The organism is Natronobeatus ordinarius (genome assembly GCF_024362485.1).
In the GTDB taxonomy this organism is placed as follows: Archaea; Halobacteriota; Halobacteria; order Halobacteriales; family Natrialbaceae; genus Natronobeatus; species Natronobeatus ordinarius.
In genome coordinates, this window is the sequence record NZ_CP101456.1 from 740,820 (window position 1) to 761,862 (window position 21,043).

17 protein-coding genes and 1 pseudogene are annotated in these 21,043 nt (G+C 63.4%); 12 read left to right on the plus strand and 6 right to left on the minus strand.

Features of this window, described 5'->3' with window-relative positions:
- Window positions 1-114 precede the first annotated feature (114 nt).
- From NMQ09_RS03885 to NMQ09_RS03895, 4 genes and pseudogenes are all read left to right on the plus strand, one after another.
- The gene (locus NMQ09_RS03885) at window positions 115-1,995 is read left to right on the plus strand and encodes a S8 family serine peptidase (RefSeq protein ID WP_255193130.1); all 1,881 of its coding nucleotides are present in this window, start codon (window positions 115-117) and stop codon (window positions 1,993-1,995) included.
- A gap of 901 nt (window positions 1,996-2,896) precedes the next feature.
- Window positions 2,897-3,001: pseudogene (locus NMQ09_RS21150) on the plus strand (surface glycoprotein); the annotation flags it as partial.
- A 138-nt stretch (window positions 3,002-3,139) separates the two neighbouring features.
- A complete protein-coding gene (locus NMQ09_RS03890) occupies window positions 3,140-6,580 on the plus strand; it encodes a CARDB domain-containing protein (protein WP_255193131.1) in 3,441 nt (1,146 codons plus the stop codon).
- A 438-nt stretch (window positions 6,581-7,018) separates the two neighbouring features.
- Window positions 7,019-9,742, plus strand: a complete 2,724-nt coding sequence (locus tag NMQ09_RS03895) for a BGTF surface domain-containing protein (RefSeq protein WP_425607255.1) — start codon at window positions 7,019-7,021, stop codon at window positions 9,740-9,742.
- A gap of 325 nt (window positions 9,743-10,067) precedes the next feature.
- Here the strand turns inward: NMQ09_RS03895 and NMQ09_RS03900 are convergent, their stop codons facing one another.
- A complete protein-coding gene (locus tag NMQ09_RS03900) occupies window positions 10,068-11,375 on the minus strand; it encodes an outer membrane protein assembly factor BamB family protein (RefSeq protein ID WP_255193133.1) in 1,308 nt (435 codons plus the stop codon).
- Between the two features lie 190 nt (window positions 11,376-11,565).
- Here NMQ09_RS03900 and NMQ09_RS03905 point away from each other — a divergent pair, with 190 nt between their 5' ends.
- A complete protein-coding gene (locus NMQ09_RS03905) occupies window positions 11,566-13,221 on the plus strand; it encodes an HTTM domain-containing protein (protein ID WP_255193134.1) in 1,656 nt (551 codons plus the stop codon).
- Between the two features lie 54 nt (window positions 13,222-13,275).
- On the opposite strand, the gene NMQ09_RS03910 is transcribed toward NMQ09_RS03905, so the two are convergent.
- Window positions 13,276-14,643 carry an FAD-dependent oxidoreductase gene (locus tag NMQ09_RS03910; RefSeq protein WP_255193135.1) on the minus strand — a complete coding sequence of 456 codons (1,368 nt, stop codon included), beginning with the start codon at window positions 14,641-14,643 and terminating at the stop codon, window positions 13,276-13,278.
- 124 nt (window positions 14,644-14,767) lie between these two features.
- On the opposite strand from NMQ09_RS03910, the gene NMQ09_RS03915 reads away from it, so the two are divergent.
- From NMQ09_RS03915 to NMQ09_RS03930, 4 genes are all read left to right on the plus strand, one after another.
- The gene (locus NMQ09_RS03915; RefSeq protein ID WP_255193136.1) at window positions 14,768-15,052 is read left to right on the plus strand and encodes a DUF357 domain-containing protein; all 285 of its coding nucleotides are present in this window, start codon (window positions 14,768-14,770) and stop codon (window positions 15,050-15,052) included.
- A gap of 308 nt (window positions 15,053-15,360) precedes the next feature.
- Window positions 15,361-16,332, plus strand: a complete 972-nt coding sequence (locus NMQ09_RS03920; protein ID WP_255193137.1) for a transcription initiation factor IIB — start codon at window positions 15,361-15,363, stop codon at window positions 16,330-16,332.
- A gap of 117 nt (window positions 16,333-16,449) precedes the next feature.
- Window positions 16,450-16,629 carry an IS66 family transposase gene (locus NMQ09_RS03925; protein ID WP_255193138.1) on the plus strand — a complete coding sequence of 60 codons (180 nt, stop codon included), beginning with the start codon at window positions 16,450-16,452 and terminating at the stop codon, window positions 16,627-16,629.
- Window positions 16,630-16,950: 321 nt separating this feature from the next.
- Window positions 16,951-17,187, plus strand: coding sequence for a UPF0058 family protein (locus NMQ09_RS03930; protein ID WP_255193139.1), 237 nt, complete (start codon window positions 16,951-16,953; stop codon window positions 17,185-17,187).
- Between the two features lie 307 nt (window positions 17,188-17,494).
- Here NMQ09_RS03930 and NMQ09_RS03935 read toward each other — a convergent pair whose 3' ends face one another.
- Entirely contained in the window at window positions 17,495-17,947 is a 453-nt protein-coding gene (locus NMQ09_RS03935; protein ID WP_255193140.1) for a DUF555 domain-containing protein, read from the minus strand.
- Between the two features lie 136 nt (window positions 17,948-18,083).
- Between NMQ09_RS03935 and NMQ09_RS03940 the strand changes: the two genes are divergently transcribed.
- Window positions 18,084-18,971: a DNA-3-methyladenine glycosylase family protein gene (locus NMQ09_RS03940; protein WP_255193141.1), complete on the plus strand. Its 888-nt coding sequence runs from the start codon at window positions 18,084-18,086 to the stop codon at window positions 18,969-18,971.
- A 15-nt stretch (window positions 18,972-18,986) separates the two neighbouring features.
- Here the strand turns inward: NMQ09_RS03940 and NMQ09_RS03945 are convergent, their stop codons facing one another.
- On the minus strand, window positions 18,987-19,235 hold the full coding sequence (locus NMQ09_RS03945) for a hypothetical protein (RefSeq protein ID WP_255193142.1): 249 nt from the start codon (window positions 19,233-19,235) through the stop codon (window positions 18,987-18,989).
- 94 nt (window positions 19,236-19,329) lie between these two features.
- Between NMQ09_RS03945 and NMQ09_RS03950 the strand changes: the two genes are divergently transcribed.
- Entirely contained in the window at window positions 19,330-19,608 is a 279-nt protein-coding gene (locus NMQ09_RS03950) for an acylphosphatase (RefSeq protein ID WP_255193143.1), read from the plus strand.
- A gap of 6 nt (window positions 19,609-19,614) precedes the next feature.
- Here the strand turns inward: NMQ09_RS03950 and NMQ09_RS03955 are convergent, their stop codons facing one another.
- Window positions 19,615-19,959: a hypothetical protein gene (locus tag NMQ09_RS03955; RefSeq protein ID WP_255193144.1), complete on the minus strand. Its 345-nt coding sequence runs from the start codon at window positions 19,957-19,959 to the stop codon at window positions 19,615-19,617.
- A 147-nt stretch (window positions 19,960-20,106) separates the two neighbouring features.
- On the opposite strand from NMQ09_RS03955, the gene NMQ09_RS03960 reads away from it, so the two are divergent.
- The gene (locus tag NMQ09_RS03960) at window positions 20,107-20,499 is read left to right on the plus strand and encodes a histone acetyltransferase (protein ID WP_255193145.1); all 393 of its coding nucleotides are present in this window, start codon (window positions 20,107-20,109) and stop codon (window positions 20,497-20,499) included.
- Between the two features lie 26 nt (window positions 20,500-20,525).
- Here NMQ09_RS03960 and NMQ09_RS03965 read toward each other — a convergent pair whose 3' ends face one another.
- The gene (locus NMQ09_RS03965) at window positions 20,526-21,026 is read right to left on the minus strand and encodes a hypothetical protein (RefSeq protein ID WP_255193146.1); all 501 of its coding nucleotides are present in this window, start codon (window positions 21,024-21,026) and stop codon (window positions 20,526-20,528) included.
- Between the last annotated feature and the right edge of the window lie 17 nt (window positions 21,027-21,043).

A 21,043-nucleotide genomic window follows, 5' to 3' on the forward strand; every position in this document is an offset into this window, starting at 1 on the left:
GCCGCAATTAGAAGTCTATCCGTCACTTCTTCACTGGCCCGACGCCCTCGATCATCGAACGGGTCGGGAATGGCTCTCGCTCTCTCTACGATACTGATCGTTTCGCTCGTCGCCATGGTGCCGCTCGCCGCTGGCGACCCGGGTTCGGTCGGGAACCTGGCTCTGGAGGACCGCGACGCCTCCGATGCCAGCCTCGAAGAACAGCACAGGGCGGCCGTGATCGATCCGCAACTCGAGAAACTGGCGTCGACGGAGGACGAACTCACTGTCGTTCTCCGGTTGACTGAACTGCGCGACGTCGACGAGCCGCGGCTACAGGCGGCCACCACACGGTCTGACCTGGACGTCCGTGACGAACTCAAGTCCCACGCGGCAACGACCCAGTCGCCGGTCGTCGCCACTCTCGAGCGCCGACCGGGCGTCGAGGTCCGAACCGACTTCTGGATCACGAACGCCCTCGTGGTGACCGTCGACACGACCGAAACCGACCTCGAGTCACTCGCGGCGCTCCCACACGTCGAACGAATCCACGAGAACTACGAAGTCGAGGCCGTCTCGACGGCAGCCAGCTCACCCGCCGTCGATCAGGGCGCGCTCGAGACCGGTTCCCTCCAGTCAACGGTCGCCGAGACGGCCGAAAGCGACTACACGTACGGGCTCGAGCAGATCAACGCCCCCGACGTCTGGGACGAGTTCGACAACCGTGGCGAGGGTGCGACGGTCGCAGTGCTCGATACCGGCGTCGACGTCGATAGTCACCCAGACCTCGAGTTGATCGAGGACGGCTGGGCCGAGTTCGACGAAGGCGGCAACCTGGTAGATAGCGAACCGTACGATCCCGAAGGGCATGGCACGCACGTGACCGGGACCGTTGGCGGGGACCAGACCGACGCGAACGTTCACTACGGCGTCGCTCCCGACGTCGGATTGGCCCACAGTAAAGTCCTCGATGAGAATGGAGAGGGTTCATTCCCCGCGATCCTGGCTGGTATGCAGTGGGCGACCGACCACGAGGCCGACGTCGACGTCCTCACGATGAGTCTGGGTGCCGACGACTACATCGACGAGTTCATCGACCCGGTCGAGAACGCGAGAGACGCCGGCATCGTCGTCGTCGCAGCCGCTGGGAACGAAGGTCAGGGGACTTCCAGCTCTCCGGCAAACGTCTACGACGCGTTCGCAGTCGGTGGATCGGATAGCAACGAGAATCTCTACGCTAGCTCGAGTGGCGAAGTAATCACAACTGCAGACGTGTGGGACAACCCGCCGACACACTGGCCTTCTGAGTATACCGTTCCCAACGTTGCGGCACCGGGTGTCAACGTCTTGAGTGCAGTCCCCGATGACGGACACGGGTATAAAAGCGGTACGTCGATGGCAACCCCTCACGTCGCTGGAGCCGCCGCGCTGTTGGTAACCGAGGATCCTGACCTCTCGGTGTCGGAGATCGAGCAACTCCTCGAGGAGACGGCCTCTCACCCCGACGGCGGTGATCAGGATTCCGAATTCGGCCACGGCATCATCGATGCACACGCAGCCGTGAGTGCCGCGGCAGGAATCGACGCCTCACTCGAGGTGAGTGACCTCGAGGCGCCGGCAACCGTCGGAGACGGCGAGGAACTCACCGTCTCGGCGACGGTGACGAACGCGGGAGAGTCCACAGCGACCCGCGACGTCGAGGTGCGTCTCGACGACGCCCTCTTGCACAGCGAGTCCGTGACCCTCGAGGCCGATTCGGACACCGACGTTGCGTTCGAGAACGTACTGATCGACGTCGGACCTGGGGACTACCAGCTCGGCGTTCACGTCGAGGATGGCGGTGAAGCCACCACGGAGCTCACGGTCGAGGCGACCGCCGCTACCTACACCGACGAGGACGGCACCGTCCAGACTGGCGGTCTTCGCGATGCGATCGATGACTGGCGGTCCGGGATCATCGACACCGGCCTCTTGCGCGACGTCATCGATTACTGGCGATCTGGAGCCGAAGTATAACCTTTCACGCGCGTGCGACTGGGTGTCGCCCGCGTCGATCGCTCCATTCCGTCCGTGTCGATCGCTCTATTCCTGGCTCGCCGGCCTCGCTCGGAGCGCTCGTTTGGACTCGAGCTCGTCGAGGCGACGATGGCGATTCGCTTTGAACTGTTCGATCGGTCACTCCCGGCTCAACGCGGCCAATGAACTGTTTTGAACACTCATAAAAACGTGAATTTCTCACTAAAACAAACAACAAGTTGATGAATAGATGATCGCTACCACCACCTGGCGGGGACGGATGGGGTACCGCCCTGCTCTACCACATCACAACGGTTCCCCGCCAGAGTGGGTAGGGGTACGCAGGGCATGGTACCGGTTTATCCATCCGTTTCGACAACCGAATACGTCGTCTCTTGTCGGGGCGATCAGCCCCGCTGTTGTGTCGATTCCGCCTTCTCGTGACGGTCGCGTGTGTTTTCCAACTGGACTCGAGCTGATTGAACCGGACTCGAGCCGTTCGTGTCTCGTTCGGTGACTTGATACTCTTTTACCGGCAATCACCAAACGAGTAACTCTGCTACTCTTCAGAATTCATAACACGCATTCACCGACATTCCCGCTGTTCGGCGACTGGCGACAACGCCGCTCGAAACCGCCTCGTTTCAGCCGAACGTGCGAAACCGCCGGCTCGAGTAATGGCGTTTTACTGTACGACGACCGTCATACTAGCTTCTGGTGAGAGACAACAAAGTATATAACTCACGACCCAAAACATATCCCTCGTACCCCTACCCATGGTCAGGCGAGTAAGTAGGATCGGATTGCGGAATTTGGACGGTACTCAGTCTTCGGATACCGCAGTCACCGATCGGAACACGAGCGTGGCCACGCAGGAGAAGGAACACGAAAACTAACAAATATGACAAGAGACGATATAACCTATCGCGAAAAGGGACGTGCAGTGTTCCTGGCCGCGATTATGGTACTCTCGGTCGTTGCTATGTCCGCAGCGTTTGCGGGCGCAGCTGTGGCACAGGCTGAAGAGCCAGACCGTGACGTACCGGAAACAGTAGCGCCAGGCGAAACGTTCGAAGTGACGACGACTATACAAGTCACGGAAGATATTGAATTCCTCATCGTTTCCGACGAGATCTCCCCTGAAATGGACACGGAATATGAACCAATTCAGGGAGTTGGCACGTATGAGGTTGATGGGGAAGCACGTGGTGCGTCCTTCGTTGACGACCTTCCCGGAAACTTCACCCTCTTCGAAGATGGTGGTGACGATGTCATCATCGAAGGTGGTTCCGAGGTCGTTGTGACCTACGAGGCTACCGCACCGGACGAAGAAGGTACGCACACCATCGAGGGTTCCATGGCCGTCGACACGCCTGACGGTACCGACGCGCACTATGACTACTCGCAGGACGTCGTCGTTGCGGAGGAGGAGGAGGAGCCACCGGAAGAAGAAGGTGAGCTCTCCGTCGACTCCGTCGACGCTACCCCGATCACCGAGGGTGACGACGCGACGTTCGACGTCACCGTCAACAACTCCGGTGAGGATGAAGCCACCGCTGACGTCGGCGTTGAGATCGACACGCCCGAAGGCGACTACAGCGCATCCGACGACGTGACCGTCGGGGCTGGCGAGACGGAGACTGTCTCGCTGACCGTGGACACGTCCGACCTGCCCGCTGGCACGTACGACTACGAAATCACCGTCGACGGTGAGGAAGCCTACGACGGCACGTTGACCGTCCGCGAGGACGCCAACGCGCTGATCACTGGTGAGCTCACGGACCGCCAGCAGAACGCCATCGACAGCGACGTCGCTGGCGACCTCGAGGTTACCGTCTACGACCGTGAGAGCGACCGGTACTTCTTCACGAACGTGCCGCTGTCGGAGTTCGACGACCTCGCTGAGGAGAACGACCTCGTCGACAGCGCTGGCTTCACGCCCGGCGAGCCTGACGTCTACGACATCGAGCTCGCGCTCATCGAAGACACGGCTCAGTACGAGTTCACCGTCAATGACCCCGAGAACCGGTTCTTCACCTTCGACGGTGTGACCGAGGAACTCGAGGGTGGACAGAACGACGACCTGAACTTCCGCCTCGAGCGCGTCGAGGACGCTGACCGGCTGACGATCCTCGCCGATGGCGAGCTCGACCGCATCACTGGCGACATCGAGGACGGCGACGTCCCGATCGACCCTGACCCCGAGCGTCTCGGGCAGGAGACCGTCGACATCGATGAGTCCGTCGAAGCCGACGTCTTCGTCGAGACGATGGACAACGAAGACTTCGGCACCGACCTCGGTGAACTCGCTCCGTTCGAGGACACCGTCCACTACGATGCCGAAATCGTCGACGGTGTGGATGCCGGCCAGAACGTCAACGTCGTCGTCGACCCCGTACAGAGCGACACTGACGAGGACGGCCTGACCGACTTCGAGATCAGCCTCGACCTCGGCACCCACGACGCCGACGACTTCTCGGACAACATCGAAGTCGAACTCGAGTTCTACGCACAGAGTGACAACACCGCGTACGACACGCTGACGATCATCTTCGTCCCCGAAATCGGTGACACCGGTACGATCTCCGGTGAAGTCGACGAGATTCGACAGGACCGGATGATCGGCGTCCAGGACGACCGACAGTCCAACATCCAGCCGATCGCGAACGTGCCGGTCCACGCTGTCCAGTTTGACGACCTCATGGAGAACATGGCCAGCATCAACGACGGTGCGGCCCTCGAAGAGGTCCCGGCTGAAGTCGGTGGCGAGAACGTCATCGGCCACTCGCCGGAGAACGTCCGCATCGCTGACGGCGACCAGTTCCGCGTCGTGACCTACGAAGACAACGAAGAGATCATCCAGGACCCACGAGCTGACTACCTGGTGCACACCTCCAGTGACACCGAGGTCGTCCAGAACGAGACGTCGATCGGCTTCGACGTCCACGAGACCGAGGGTGACACTGGTGAGTTGATTGGCGTCTCCTTCCTGGAGCCCGACGACTACCAGGTCCAGCAGCTGGTTGAGGTGACCCTGGAGGACCAGACGACCGAGGTCCTCTGGAAGAACGTCAGCCTCGATACCGCTGGTGGAACGCATGCAACGCCCGACGCCCTGTTCTCGCCCACCGAGGACCTGACGTTCGATGCGGTCGACGAGCGCTACGAGGACGACCGTGTCATCCCGACGGATTACACCAACGAACACGGTGACTTCGAGCTGCTCAACATGCCGACGCACGAGGAGTACGTCGTCATCGCCGGTGCTGGTGATGCCGTCTCGGCTGACGACCCCGAAGACCGGGTCGGATTCGCTAACTTCCGCGGCTACAGCGTCGTTCCCGTCGAGCCGAACGCCGAGGTTGGTGCTCTGCAGTACAACGTCGACCTGAGCGTCCAGCAGTACACGCCCGACGTCGACCTGAACTACTACATCGACGTGAAGGCGCAGGACCCCGAGTCCGGCGAATTCACGAAGTGGACGGCCCTCCCAACTGGCGAGGAGACCATCGTCCAGTTCGAGGTCTTCCTCGCCGAAGTCGGTGCTGACGAAGACGAGCGACAGCCCGCAGGTGAGGTCGAACTCGACGCTGAACTGATCGAAGACAACGGCTTCAGCAACGTCGGTGACCTCGTCGACGACACCGTCACGACCAACGCTGACGGTATCGCGACGACGACCTTCGTCGCCCACGACATGGGCTTCACCGGTGAGACGAACGTCACTGCGTCCACCATCGAAGAGACTGACCGCGACGGTCAGCGGTTCTTCGCCGAGGGCGGAGACCAGGCGACTATCGAGGTCTTCGAGGACGCACAGATTACCGGTGACGTCGTCGACAACGAGGACACGCTCATCCCGAACGCTGACGTGACCCTGTACGTGATCGACGAAGCCACTGGCACTCTCGACTACGTCGATGACACCAACACTGGTGACGACGGTTCGTACTCGTTCGTTGACGTCCGCACCGGTCTCGACTACCGCGTCGTTGCCGAGGACGAACACGGCCACACTGGTTTCAACGAGGGTCAACTCAAGGACCTCCCAGCCGGTACGACCAACGCAGACATCGTGATCCCCGACGCGGTGGCACCTGAGGGTGTCCTCGTGACGGAGATCGAACCTGCCGAGGACGTGACCGCAGACCAGGGTGACACCGTCACCGTGACGGCGACCGTCACCAACACTGGTGTCGGACTCGAGAACCAGGACGTCGCGTTCTACCTCGCTGGCGACGAAGTCGCATCCGAGGGTGTGTCGCTCGGCTCCGGTGAAACCGAGACCGTCACCTTCGAACTCGACACGTCCGACCTGGCTGGCGACTACGACTGGTACGTCTCGACTGACGACGACGTGTCTGACACGTGGACGCTGACTGTCGACGAGGTCGAAGACGACTACCCCGTTGACGAGGACGTCTACTACGCGATCGCTGGTTTCACTGGCGACGATAGCATGGTGACGGGTGCTGACATCGCGGCTGCCCAGAACCAGCTGATCGTCGACGGTGACAACGAGATCGACGGTGTCACCTTCACCGGTGCTGACATCGCCGCACTCCACAACGACCTGGTTGCGTAACGACAGCTAACTACGCGAGCCGGAACGACCGGCGTCGCGCCCTCTCACAATTTTATTTATTTTCATCCTGTAGCGACAGCTGTGTCATTGGTCCGCTCGAGCACACTACCCGTGGCTTTATCGTCAGCTATCAGGACAGGCTGGCGGACCTTTCGCGATAATCAGAGATTACCTGACTGTGATACTCTGTCTGTGTGGGCGTTCTCACCAGAAAGTATTTACAATCAGGTACCAGCAATTCAAATGAACCCGGACGAGACAGCTGATCGGAAACGGATAATAATCCGTTACCGGCGAACAGAAAATACTTAACGTGTTGGTCGGTATCACCGACTGTCCCGCCTGGGAATCGAGAAAGCTAACTAAGCACCAGAACGATGAACTATCGTTCGACTGCACACGATGCAGAATAGAAACGAAAATACAGATACCCTAACGATGACAAAATCGAAACAAATACGCGCAGTATTCCTGTCAGCCCTGATGGTGCTGTCGGTAGTTGCAATGAGTGCAGCGTTCGCTGCACCAGCAGTTGCACAGGAAGTTACTGTCGATGCGGACGAAATCGAGATGGATGGATCGACTGTTACAATCACCGCCGAAAACACGGCAGCAATCTCTGCCAACGTCCCTGACGGCTGGGACGTTGCTGACATCTCCGACGACGGAGATCACATCGAAGTGACCAACGAACTCCTTTGGATGTTCGACAGTGCCGGTGACTACACGGTCACGGTCACTCTCATCCCGCCGGCTGACGCCGAGGCTGGCGACCAGGCTGAGTTCGAGGTCACGCAGCCTTCGTCGGTGACCCAGACTGTCACCGTCGCCGAGGCTGACGACGATGACGACGACGAAGACGAAGACGAACCCGAGGACGCTGACGAGGCTGACGTCAACGTCGGTCACTACAGCAACCTCGACGGTCAGCTGTTCTTCGCCGGCCAGACTGTCTCCGTCGACGGCTTCGACGCTGACGAACTGGTCCAGCTCTACTCGAGCAACGCCGACGGCGACCGAGTGAGCCACCAGACCAACATCCGCGCGGACGATGACGGAACGATCGTCATCGACACGGCCGACCGTGACGGCTACTACAAGCTCAGCGCGCCCGGTGTCAGCACCGACTCGTTCGAAGTGACCGAGCAGGAAGTCGAATTCGACTTCGAGGATGACGAGGTCCGCTCCGGTGCCTCCTCCACCCTCGTCTTCGAGGACGACAACCGCCAGGCCGACGTCGACATCCTCATCGATGCCGACGGTGACCTCGACGAGGACGAACTCGAGGACATCTTCGCGGGCGCCTCCGCCTACGCCGATGGCCAGGTCATCATCGAGAACGTCGTCGAGGGCGACGAGATCGACGCTGACTTCGACGGCATCGACGCCGGCGAGTACGAGTTCACGGTCGAGATCTACGACACCACCGCCGAGGACACGGCCGAGATCGAGATCCTCGCTGAACTCGAGATCAACCCGGTCTTCGAGGACAACGTCTACGAGTCGGCTGCCGGTGACGTCGTCGACCTCGTCATCGTCGACGAGGATGGCGACGAGATCGGCAACCTCGACGAACTGAAGATCAACGTCACCTCCGAGGAAGACGACGTCTTCGTCGGAACCATCACCATCGATGACGTCAGCGCCGCTGACGACGTCGATGAGGACCTGACGATCCAGCTCAACACCTACGAGGCTGGCCAGGACAACGACGCCGCCATCACCGTGCTGAACAGTGAGGGCGACGACGTCACCGAGGACGTCGGTGCGTCGGCCGACTTCACCAGTGCGCTCGACGACGAGCCGCTGCCTGCGGTCGACTACGAACTCGAACTGTACACTGAGATCGACAGCGACGACGAGGTCGACGCCGCCTTCCTCATGCTCGAGGACGGTGAAGTCGAGAGCGTCACCACCCACGTTGCACCCGAATCTGGTAGTCTCGCAGACGCTGAGGGCGACCTCGGTGACTTCCTGAACGAGACCACCGAGCGCGACTACGTCGCTGAGGACGACCTCCTCATCGTCGAAGTCGAAGCGACCGGCGTCTTCGGATACCTGGTCGACGGCAACGAGATGCAGGACGACGTCGGCATCGAGATGCTCTTCGAGGAGACCGAAGACAGCCCGTTCGCTGACCCCGCCAGCTTCAGCGTCACTGACGACCAGGACGACCTGACCGTCGTCACTGACGCCGACAACGGCGTGTTCTACGTGGTCCTCGACACCAGCGGCTCGTTCGCTGGCGAGGCCCTCGAGGACGGACAGGAGTGGGAAGTCAGCGTCGAGGTCACTGAAGACAACGCGTACGTTGGCGAGGACGACGAGCACACCGTCTCTGAGACGTTCACCGTCGAAGAGCGTGTCCTCGAGATCATCGGCAACTTCAACGAAGACGACCGTCTGATGGTCGAGAACTCCGCCGAGTCGGAGATCTCCGCCGAGACGAACGTCGCACCCGGCACGGAAGCCGACTACACGCTCCGCTTCCCGACGGAGGTCGTCCGCGGTGACGCCTACGTCGACGGTAACACGATCACGGCTACCTTCGACCTCTCCGACGTCGACGAGGGTACCGAGATCCGCCGCATCAACGTCCAGGAAGCAGGCGACGCTGAGGACGAAGTCCAGGGCCTCGTCTACGACGCTGATGAGGACCTCCCTGCGAACTTCCAGATCGACGCTGACGCACCCGCGTCGGTCCACGTCGACGACGCCGCGTCGCTCGACGTGACGGTCACCAACACCGGCGAAGAGTCCGACGAGCAGTCGATCGTCGTCACCGTCGGCGGTGACGAGGTCTACAACGAGGCCGTCGAACTCGACGAGGGCGAGAGCTGGGCAGACAGCTTCGACCTCGACACCAGCGAAGCTGGTGAGATCGACTGGTCCGTCGAGACCGACAACGACTCCGCCTCGGGCACGACTGACGTCGTAAAGCACGAGGAGCCTGAGGAGACCGAGGAGCCTGAGGAGACCGAGGAGCCTGAGGAGACCGAGGAGCCTGAGGAGACCGAGGAGCCTGAGGAGACCGAGGAGCCTGAGGAGACCGAGGAGCCTGAGGAGACGGAAGATGACGACAGCCAGCCCGGCTTCGGCGTCGCCGTCGCACTCGTCGCACTCCTCGCCGCCGCGATGCTCGCCCTGCGCCGGCAGGACTGAGCTGACTGGCTGAACCACCGGATTTCAACTCCGGATTATCATTCGTTGCGGTTTTCATTTTTCGCGTCCGTTACCCGGTGAGCGACTGCGCCGACGTCACCATGATCGGACCGCGTGAGAGGGCTCGCTCGAGCTCGAGTCCGATCGGATCGGGGCTGACGACTGTCTGATGGAGTCGTCGAGCGCTATCGGCTCGGATTGGTGTGAGCAACAGCCAGACGAACGAGGACCGGTCATCACCGACGCCGAAGCAGGGACCTGTCGGTCCGCCGGGAACGGCTTCGGGTGGGCTCGAGGGTGATGGCGAGCGCGAAAAAGCGAACCGTTACGACTCGTCCGATCGGGCCGACTGTCGAGCGAACAGGTAGCCGGTGCCGCCGAGTGCAGCGAGCGTCCCGACGATCCCTGGTCCGGGGAGGCCGTCGTCTTCTCCTCCTCGCTGGTCGGCTCGACCGTGGTGGTGGCCGAGCGTTCCGTTGGCGACGCGCGAACACTCACTCGAGCCGTCGACGCCGGCGTCGAGGGCGTACAGCTGGCCGTCGGTACTGCCGACGTACAGCGTGCCGCCGACGACGGTCGGGGAGGAGAAGACGGCGCCGTCGGTCTCGAAGCGCCATCGCTGCTCGCCTGTGGTGGCCGAGAGGGCGTAGAGGTGGCCGTCGTTACTGCCGACGAAGAGCGTGTCGTCGACGACGGTGGGAGAAGAGTCGACGGTGTCGTCGGTCTCGAAGCGCCAGCGCTCTTCGCCGGTGGCGGCCGAGAGGGCGTAGACGGTCCCGTCGTCACTCCCGACGAAGACGCCGGGGGTCGAATCAGCACCGACGGTGGCGACCGTCGGTGAGGAGAAGATGCGACTGTCGGGGACGAAGCGCCAGCGCTCCTGGCCTGCCTCGAGGTGCAGGGCGGTGATCGCCTCGTTCGCGACGAAGAGCGTTCGACCGGTCGCCCCGTCCGCGGTGTTCTCGTCGACGTCGGCGACGGTCGGCGAGGAGTGGACCGCATCGCCGGTCGGGGCGTACCACCGCGTCTGTGCCCACTCGAGCGTGACGGCGTAGAGCTGTCCGTTGTCGCTGCCGACGACGAGGGTGTCGTCGTCGACGAGCGGCGACGCGCGGACGGCCGCGTCGGTCTCGAGGTGCCAGCGTTCCGTGCCCGTCTCGGCGTCGACTTCGTAGAGCCGTCCGTCGTCACTGCCGACGAAGACGACCGGTGTTCGATCCTCGCCGACGAAGCCCGCCGTCGGTGAGGAGGGTACTTTGTCGTCGGTTTCGAAGCGCCAGCGCTCGGTGCCGTCGTCGGCGCCGACCGCGTAGAGGTGGCCGTCGTCGCTGCCGACGTAGAGCGTCTCCTCGAGGGCCGTCGGGGAAGAGAAGATGGCGTCGTCGGTTTCGAAGCGCCAGCGCTCGGTGCCGTCGTCGGCGCCGACCGCGTAGAGGTGGCCGTCGGTGCTGCCGACGTAGAGGGCGTCGTCGAGGATCGTCGGGGAGGAGAAGACGGCGCCGTCGGTCTCGAAGCGCCAGCGAACTCGCGCAGTGGCGGTTGCTCGCGTCGTCACCGGAGCGGCGACGCCGAGTCCGACGGCACCGATGCCAGCCGTCGCACGGAGCACGCGGCGGCGGTCGGGGTCGGTCACGGGTCGACCACCCGCGCGATTCGTGACTCGTTCGGTCGCAGTCCGCTCATTACACTCTAGTGACCTGTTCGGGCGGTTTCGCTGTTGTGGTTTGCGGTCGTAGCGACCACTGGATTCGATCCGGTACGTTCATGGTCAAGCGCTAGAAACGAGCGGTCGAATTGCCCCTCCGAGCTGCGGATTGATACCGATGGACAGGAACGCACTGATCGAGCAGTTCAGACGCCGAATCAGGATCGACACGCGCTCGCTCGCGGTCTTTCGCGTCATCGCGGGAGTCCTGATCGTCGTCGACATCCTGCTTCGGCTCCGTAACTTCCGGTTTTTCTACACCGACGACGGCGTCGTGCCCGTAGAGGTCGCACAGGGGCTCGTGCCGGAATACGCCGTCTCGGTGTTTTTCTTCTCGGGGGAGCCGACGATCACGTTGCTCCTCTTTGCCATCCACTTCGTCGTGGCGATCCAGCTAATCCTGGGGTACTACACCCGGTTCGCCATCGTCGTCTCGTTTCTCTTCGTCGTCTCGGTCGACTACCGGAATCCGATCGTCACCAGCTACGCGGACGTGATCTTCAGGCACATGCTGTTCTGGGCGATGTTCATGCCGCTGGGGGCGCGCTACTCGATCGATGCGCTCCGGGCCGACGGGCCGCCCCCGAAACAGTACACCGGTCTCGCCGGGATGTTCGCGCTCGCCCAGATGATGCTCATGTACCTCACCAACGGGAGTCACAAGATCCCGTCGCGGGAGGCGTGGCTCAGCGGCGAGACGATGACGACGATCCTGCACTACGACCGCGTGGCGTTTTTCCTCTCTGAGTACGTTCGGGAGTTCCCACTGTTCATGCAGTTCAGCGGCATCATGTGGTACTCCCTGATGTTGGGATCGCCCCTGCTGTTGCTGTTTACCGGCCGAGGACGGTACCTGCTGGCGACCCTCTACGCGGGCGGGCACCTGTTTCTGGCCGTCACCGTCCGGATCGGCGCGTTCCCTTACGCGGCGATCATGGGGCTGATGCTGTTCTTCCAGTCCCGGGCGTGGGACGACGCCGCGTGGGTGGCGTCGCGGTTCGACCTTCCGGTCGAGCGGGTTGTCGCCGCGGTGACCCGCCAGGGCCGGCATCTCGAGCGACGGCTCCCACACCTGGCGATCAGCGATCGGATCCCCCCGACGGAGCGACTGCGGAGGACGGCCACCACCCTCGTGATCGTGATCGTCCTGGTTTCGGGGATCTTTACGGTCATTCCAAACGCCCAGACGATCGGCGTCATCGACGAGGACGAGTCGATCCCGTTCGAAGACGAGGTCACGGCGGGCCAACAGACCGTCCGACTCGCCGAGCCGTCGTGGCGTTTTTACCCGAGCCCGATCTCCTCGAACCGGTACTTCGTCTTCGCCGGGGAGACCGCAGACGGCCAGCACGTCGACGTGTTCAACGATCGGCCTTTACAGTGGGATCGACCGTACGCCGACAACTACAAACAGCTCGAGACGTACCGTCATCGGTTCTACATGATCTCTGTCAGGAACCACGGCGTCGACGGCCGGGAGAGCGGCGTCGTCGAACACTACCAGGAGTATCTCTGTGAGCACTACGAGTGGGACGGCCAACCTCTCGAGCGCACCACGATGTACTACATCTACGAGTGGACGGAGACGGAGACGATCGACGACTATCGGCAGTACGATCGCCGGGCCATCCTCATCGACGCTCACGGCTGCGATGGCGCCGAGCCCGGGCCCGTCAGCGCGCCGCCGCCGGAGTACCTCGAGCACGCAGATTCAGAGCTCCTCGAGTTCCTCGAGATGGCCGAAGACGACGTCGAGTCGGACGCCCTCGACTGACTCGACGCGCCGAGTCGGCTGTAAGCGACTCCGCTCTGTTCCCCGGCTACGGCGTCAGTCGTCGGCTGTGGCAGTCTCGGTCGCGGCGTCGGCGCGCTCGAGCTCCTCGAGGTAGGCGTCGGCGTCGATGGCGGCTTTACAGCCCATGCCCGCCGCCGTCACCGCTTGCTGGTAGTGGTAGTCGACGACGTCGCCGGCGCCGAAGATGCCGGGGACGTCGGTTTCGGTCTGGCCGCCGTCGGTACCACCCTGGGTTCGGAGATAGCCTTCGTCGTCCATCTGCACGCCGGTGTCCTCGAGGTAGTCGGTGTTGGGGGTGTGGCCGATGGCGAGGAAGACCGCGCCGACGTCGAAGTCGAACTCGTCGGTTTCGGGGTCGTCGAGCCGGTCCGTCGGGTGACCCTGCTCGTTGTGGACGAGCGTGACGTGGTCGACGCCGTCTTCGGGGGAGCCGTGGACCTCGAGCAGTTCGGTGTTTTTCATGATCTCGAGCTCGCCGGCCTCGACCTTCTCTTCGACGCGGTCGATCCAGTACTGCTCGGCGCGGAACTCCTCGCGGCGGTGAGCGAGGTAGACGGTGTCGGCGAATTTGGTGAGGAAGTGCGCCTCCTCCATCGCGGCGTCGCCGCCGCCGACGACCAGCATGTCCTCGCCGCGGAAGAAGGCGCCGTCGCAGGTGGCACACGTCGAGAGCCCGTAGCCCATCAGCTCGTCCTCGCCGGGCACGCCGAGGGTGCGCGCGCTCGCGCCGGAGGCGGCGATGATCGCGTCGGCGGTGTAGACGTCGCCGTTCGTCAGCTCGACGCGAAACGGCCGGTCGGAGGCGTCATCGGAACGCTCCACGTTCCGATTTACAGTCGAGCGTTGCTCGACGCGCTCGACAGACTCGAGGACGCCGTGGTCGATCTCGGCGCCGAAGCGCTCGGCCTGGGCTTTCATCTCGGTGACGAGCTCGGGGCCGCTGATCCCCTCCGGGAAGCCCGGATAGTTCGCCACGTCGGTCGTGAGCGTGAGCTGGCCGCCCGGCTCGTCGCCTTCCAGCACCAGCGGCTCGTTGTTCGCCCGGCCGGCGTAGATCGCCGCCGTGAGGCCGGCGATCCCCGTCCCGGCGATGATCAGGTTCCGGTGCTCGACGTCCGTGCCACCGTCGGCGACGGTGAGGCCGAGCAACTCGTCGAGTTCGCCCGACTCCTCGAGCGCGCGGGTCTCGTTCCAGCCGCCGATCAGTTCGCCGTCGACGAACACTTCGGGGGCGGTCGTCCGGCCATTGGCGCGTTCGACCATCTCCGTGAACAGCTCGTCGTCACCGGTGACGAGGTACTCCTCGTACGCCACGCCTTTCTTCTCGAGGAGGGATTTCGCCATCTCGCAGTACGGGCAGGGATCTTTGGTGTAGATCTCCACTCGCGTCTGGTCGTCCATGGACGATCGTACAGAGTCGTGACGGTAAACTCCTTGTGCCGGGGTGCACGGTCCGGACACAGCCGCGGTAGTCATCGCCGAGGCTGACGACGGACTTACAGCGTGGCCGGTCGACCCTCCAGGTATGGCTGCAGAACTCGAGGAGAAGACCGACCGATACGGCGAGTTGCTGGCGGAGGCGCTCGAGGCGGCGGCGGTCGCCCCGCCGTCGGGGACGCCGATGGCCGAGGCAGCGGCGGAGTGTCGGGAGATGGCAGCGTCGTACCTCGAAGACGGACGTCACTTCCGAGCGGAGGGAGACCTCGTGAACGCGCTGGCGGCGTTCTCGTACGGACACGCGTGGCTCGATGCGGGTGCGCGCGTGGGACTGTTCGACGTTCCGACGGATGGGCACCTCTTTACCGTGTGACCGCCACCCAGCGCTACCGTGTGAGAGTCCTCCGCTGGGGATCCGGCTACCGACTCACGGGGGTAATCGTCGTCGACGTTCGAGACGTTTATCTGCGGGGACCGGCCCCGTGGTGGCCGGGCGTCGCACGCCGATATTGTACACGATCAATGACAAAATATCCGAAACGTATATAACTCGAACGCCGATCTGTTTATTAAGTAGGCGAAACGTTTATATGGTTTTCGGTCTAACTATATGTTAGCAGAGGTGACCGGGTTTTTTCTGGTTTCCCCGCCCGGGAGCCCCGAGTAACCAAGTGATACATCATGACAGATACGATTACCCGAACGTACACCGGCGAGACAGAGACCCAGACCGAGACGCAGCGGACGGAAGAGCAAGATCGCTGCCCGGAGTGTGGCGGCCGACTCGTTTCGGACGCCGAACACGCCGAGACGGTCTGCAACGAGTGTGGGCTGGTCGTCGAGGAGGACGAGATCGACCGCGGACCGGAGTGGCGCGCGTTCGACTCGGCCGAGAAAGATCAGAAGAGCCGCGTCGGCGCACCCACGACGAAGATGATGCACGACCAGGGGCTGTCGACGAACATCGGCTGGCAGGACAGAGACGCCTACGGGAAGGCACTCTCGAGCCGCCAGCGCCAGAAGATGCAGCGGCTGCGCACCTGGAACGAGCGCTTCCGTACCCGCGACTCCAAAGAGCGGAACCTCAAGCAGGCCCTCGGCGAGATCGACCGGATGGCCTCCGCGCTCGGTCTCCCCGAGAACGTCCGCGAGACGGCCTCGGTGATCTACCGCCGTGCGCTCGAGGAGGATCTCCTCCCGGGCCGGTCGATCGAAGGCGTCGCGACGGCGTCGCTGTACGCCGCCGCTCGGCAGGCCGGCACTCCTCGGAGCCTCGACGAAATCTCGGCGGTGAGCCGCGTCGACCGGATGGAACTCACGCGAACGTACCGCTACGTGATCCGCCAGCTCGGACTCGAGGTCAAGCCCGCCGACCCCGAGCACTACGTCCCGCGCTTCATCAGCGGACTCGAGCTCTCTGACGAGACCGAGCGCATGGCGCGCGAACTGCTCGACAGCGCTCGAGAGAAGGGCGTTCACTCGGGCAAGTCGCCGGTCGGCCTCGCTGCTGCCGCCGTCTACGCGGCCGCCCTGCTCACCAACGAGAAAGTCACCCAGAACGAGGTCAGCGAGGTCGCCAACATCTCCGAAGTGACCATCCGAAACCGGTACAAGGAACTGCTCGAGGCCTCGGACACGGCGACGCCAGCCTGATCGACGCGAGTCCCGTCTCCGCTGGCACCACCACGCCCGTTCGCTTTCGGTTCCAATGCAGTCGCTGATCCGACGCCGCGACAAAGCTTTTCACCTACGGGTGTGAAAGAGAGTCTCATGGACGAAACGACCGTTCAACTGTTGTGCCCCGAGTGTGCGAAAAATTGGCAAGCTCCGCCGGGCGACCTCCCCGAACCGGCGACCGTGTTCCACTGTCCGAACTGCCACGCCTCTCGGCGGATGTCGGAGTTTACGCGGACTGATCGCGATCTCCGGACGCTGAAACAACTCGGCTAATCGTCGTTCGTCGGATCGATCCGTTCGATCTCGGTTTTTCATTCCGAATTTTTGAGGCCAACCATCTGTGGTGGACGGAAAAAACAGTAAGATACACAGACAGTCGTATCGTTCTCTACGATCGATATCAGGTTCTGGAGGAAACGAACACCTTACACGTGTTCAATAGTTTGTTACTGCGCGGATGGATCGCTGTTGAATCGTTCGTTTTCGGGCGTCGGTATGTTTCGAACGAATATATCTGGACGATCGAACGGGAGCAGCGTGTTAACGATGCTCAGGATAATAATATAACCCTGCGGTGGATAGAAGTGGATGGTTATGAAGAAACAGGAGCTCATTCACCTCCACGGCCTTCTCGCGGAGGTATCGAACCAGTGTGCGGAGTGGGAAGACTGTCAGATTGATCTTGAAGAGTACGAATCGCTCGGTATTCGACCGACATCTATTCACAAGTCGAAAACAGATCACAAAGCCGCTGTGTTCGCACTCGCCGGGGGAGTCACCCAGTTTATGCACGAGAGTGAAACGGAAGCAGTCGCCGCAACTGCAGACTGAGAACGCGACGTATCCTCGAGTACTCACGCCGCCCAGTGGAACGGCTCTCTTAGGCCGGCCGATCGTTTGCTATCGTTCCCTTTCTCGGACTCTTTTGGCGAGTTCGGCCGACTGTCAAATCAGCTCCCGTCTGACAGAAACGAGTCGCGTTCGTGTCGGCTGGGTCGATAGTGGGCACTTACAGGACTCGAGAGACGTGACCCCTGTCTCACCGACTCGTCGCGAGTGCCGTGCCGTCGTTGACGCTGGTTCTGGAACCGAGTTCGGTGCAGGGCTGGTGTCGACGTCGTCGTAAAAACCGCGACCGTCACTCGATGAGGTCTTCGAACTCCGGAAGTACGTCGTCCTCGTCGTTCTCGTCGTCTTCGGCCACCTCCTCGTTTTCGTCGCGCTCCTCGGTCGCTTCGTCTTCGTCCTCGTCTTCCGCTTCGAGCACGTCCACGTTGAGGACCTCGAGCGGGATGTTCTCGAGGCGCTGGCCGATCTCCTTGCGGGCGATACGCGAGGCGTGCTCCTCGCGCTCGACGTTGAAGACGGTCATCTCGAGTTCGAGCGCGACGAGCGCCTCGTCCGCGGCGATAAAGGCCGGCGGCAGCTCCTCCCCCGATGGCGAGGTTCGCTCGCCCATGTTGATCTCGACGTAGTTCAAGTCAGGGTTCAGCATCTCGCCCGTCTTCGAGATGGCGATGCGGATCGCCTCGTCTTCCGTCTCGACGTCGAACACCGGCACGGCAGCCTCGACGACAACCCTGCAATTCATAGCTAGTCATTCTGTGTCCATCGGTATGAAGGTTCGCCTCACGCACACGGTAGGCCGGCCAGCACCGGCACAGGCGCGGCTTTCGCGTCGCATCGGTTCGAAACTCCCAAGCGTGAGCCCCCGAAGGGACGAACCGATGGAGACGGGCGAACTCGCGGCCGACGACCTCTCGGGAGGACTCGACCTCTACCGCACGCTCGAGAGCGGCCAGAGCTACTGCTGGCGCCGGGAGGACGGCGAGATGTACGGCGGCAACCGGAAGCCGGGGGCGTGGTACGACACGGTCGTCGGGGGTGAAGTCGTCCGGGTGCGCCAGCGCGACGGCCGCCTCGAGTGGGAATCGACGACCGACGCTGACGCCCTCGTCCGCCGGCTGCTCAGGCTCGAGGACGACCTCGAGCGAATCGTCGCCGACGCGCCCGACGACCCGCTGCTTCGGGAGGCGTACGAGACCCACCACGGGCTCCGGCTGGTCGAGGATCCGCCGTTTCCGACGCTGATCTCGTTCATCTGCTCGGCCCAGATGCGAGTGCGTCGCATCCACGGCATGGTGTCGACGCTCGCTCGCGAGTACGGCGACGAGGTCGCCTTCGACGGCAAAACCTACCACGCGTTCCCGACGCCGGACCAACTGGCACAGGCGACCGAGGACGAACTGCGCGAGCTCGGCCTGGGCTACCGCGCCCCGTACGTCGTTCGCACGGCCGAGATGGTCGCTTCGGGTGAGGCCCACCCCGAGGAGGCGCGCGAGCTCCCGTACGAGGACGCCCGCGAGTACCTCACGCAGTTCGTCGGCGTCGGCGAGAAAGTCGCCGACTGCGTGCTGCTGTTCTCGCTGGGCTTCGACGAGGCCGTCCCGCTCGACACCTGGATCAAGAGCGCGATCGAGGAGCACTACCCCGACTGCGACCGCGGCAACTACGCCGACACCTCGAGGGCGATCCGTGAGCGCTTCGGTGGCCGCCACGCCGGCTACGCCCAGACGTACGTCTTTCACCACCTTCGGACGGGTGCCGGCGAGTGAAGTCGAAGGCTCCGATCACTCCTCGTAGTCCGCTCGCCCGGTACGTGTCCAGTACGCCTGTGAAACGATCGTAACGCTGAAAACGACCGCGAGGATCGCGACGACGACCAGCGCCGCCGTCCCCCCGAGCAGGGAGTAGGTGAGCGCGCCGGCGACGAAGACGAAGAAGACCGCACCCGCGACCAGCTCGAACAACTCCCGGGCCGTCACCCGGCGGCTCGAGACGTCGACGTACTCGTCCTCGAGGCGGTCGAGGAGTCCCATGCTGTGCGCGACCGTACGGCCTCGAGGCCCATCGTCCTGTCGCGTCCCCTCAACGGGAGCCGAATTTTTGTCCCGTCGCCTCGAGGGCTCGCGTATGAGCGATCGAACTCGAGCCCACGTGTTCGTCTCCGGCAAGGTACAGGGCGTCTACTACCGCGCGAACACCCGCGACGCGGCCCGCGAGGCGGGCGTCGACGGCTGGGTGAGAAACCTCGCCGACGGCCGGGTCGAGGCGGTCTTCGAGGGGCCCGAGGACGCCGTCGAGTCGATGGTCGAGTGGTGTCACGAGGGCTCTCCGGCGGCGCGGGTCGAGGACGTCGAGGCCGAGTACGAGGAGCCCCAGGGCGAGGACGGCTTCGAGATTCGCTACTGATCGAACTCACCCGCCGCGCGAGCGGTAGCCGCCGACGAACTCCCAGCCGACGAGGCCGACGAACAGGGCGGCGGCGACCGTTCCGATGACGCGGCGTTCGAAGGGGTCGGCCGACCCGACCGTGAGCCCGGCGATCACGAGGGTGAGGAGGACGCCGATCCGGACGCGACCTCGTGGGGAGACCGAGTCGTCGACGGCGGCGAGGACCAGTTGCGGGCCGAGGACGCCGACGCCGGCGACGACGGCGAACGTCACGACGGCGCTCTCGACGCCGACGGCCGCGACCACGGCGAACGTGAGCAGGAAGACGACGAGCGAGCCGAGGAGGACGAGATTCTCGCGGGAGGGCATCGGTGGTCGTCCGTCGTGTCGGCGCGTCGAAGTTCTTTCGGAACCGTCGAACGCGGGTCGCGACGCCCCACTCGTAATCGAACTCGGCGGGAGCCAATCGAGAGACCGAAGCGTTATTTCACGCGATTGCGAACGACCGGCCGACGAATGGCCCGCCGACTTCCACTCTCCGAACTCCGCCCGACGCAGCTGTACCTCTCGAGCGAGAAACTCGCGGGGATGCTCGAGTGGTTCGACGTCGACGATCCGAACTACGAGCCGCTTCCCGTCTTCGAACACGACGGAGCGTGGTACCTCTCGGACGGGCACACGCGCGCGTTCGCGACCGCGCTCGCCGGCGCGGAGACGATCCGGGTCGAACGGGACCGGACCGTCCTCGAGGAGTTCGACTTCGACGCGTACCTGACGTGTATCGACTGGTGTGCGGCCGCTGGCGTCGAGACGGTCCGGGACCTGCACGGCCGGGTGGTCGGCCCGGAGACGTACGAGCGCGAGTGGGTCCAACGCTGTCAGCGGTTCGCGGAACGGTCCGACGAGTGACGGTCGGCGAGCGGGGTCACTGGGGCTTACTCCCCGCCTTCGCGTCGATACGCCTCGAGCCACGGCGGCTCGTCGGTGTGGGCCCACCGCGCCCAGTCGGCCTTCTCGCCGGCGTAGTAGGCCCGATAGGCGCCGACGGGGTCGCCCGGTCGTTTGTACTCCTCGGGCATCGCCTGCGGGCGCGGCGTCGGCTCCTCGGCGGGAAAGTCGATCGCGTCGGGATCGATTCGCTCGATCACGAGCCAGCTGGCGTGGTGGTCGTCGTTCCCGTAGCGCTCGCGGTACTCGGCGTCGAGCGCCCGGGCGTGTTCACGCAGGCGCAGCCAGTTCGCCCGCGACTCGCCGGCCCACCTGGTGACGGGGTGGTCGGCGTGGGTCGGTCGGTAGAGAAACGCCGCGTCGTAGCCGTTCGCCCGCGCCGCCGTACAGAGCACCTGGGCGGCCTCGAGGATCAGCTTGGCGACGTGCTGGTCGCAGTGGTAGCGAGCGGACAGTCGCGGCTCCTCGTCGAGCCAGAAGACGTTCACGACGGTCCTAGGTGTGG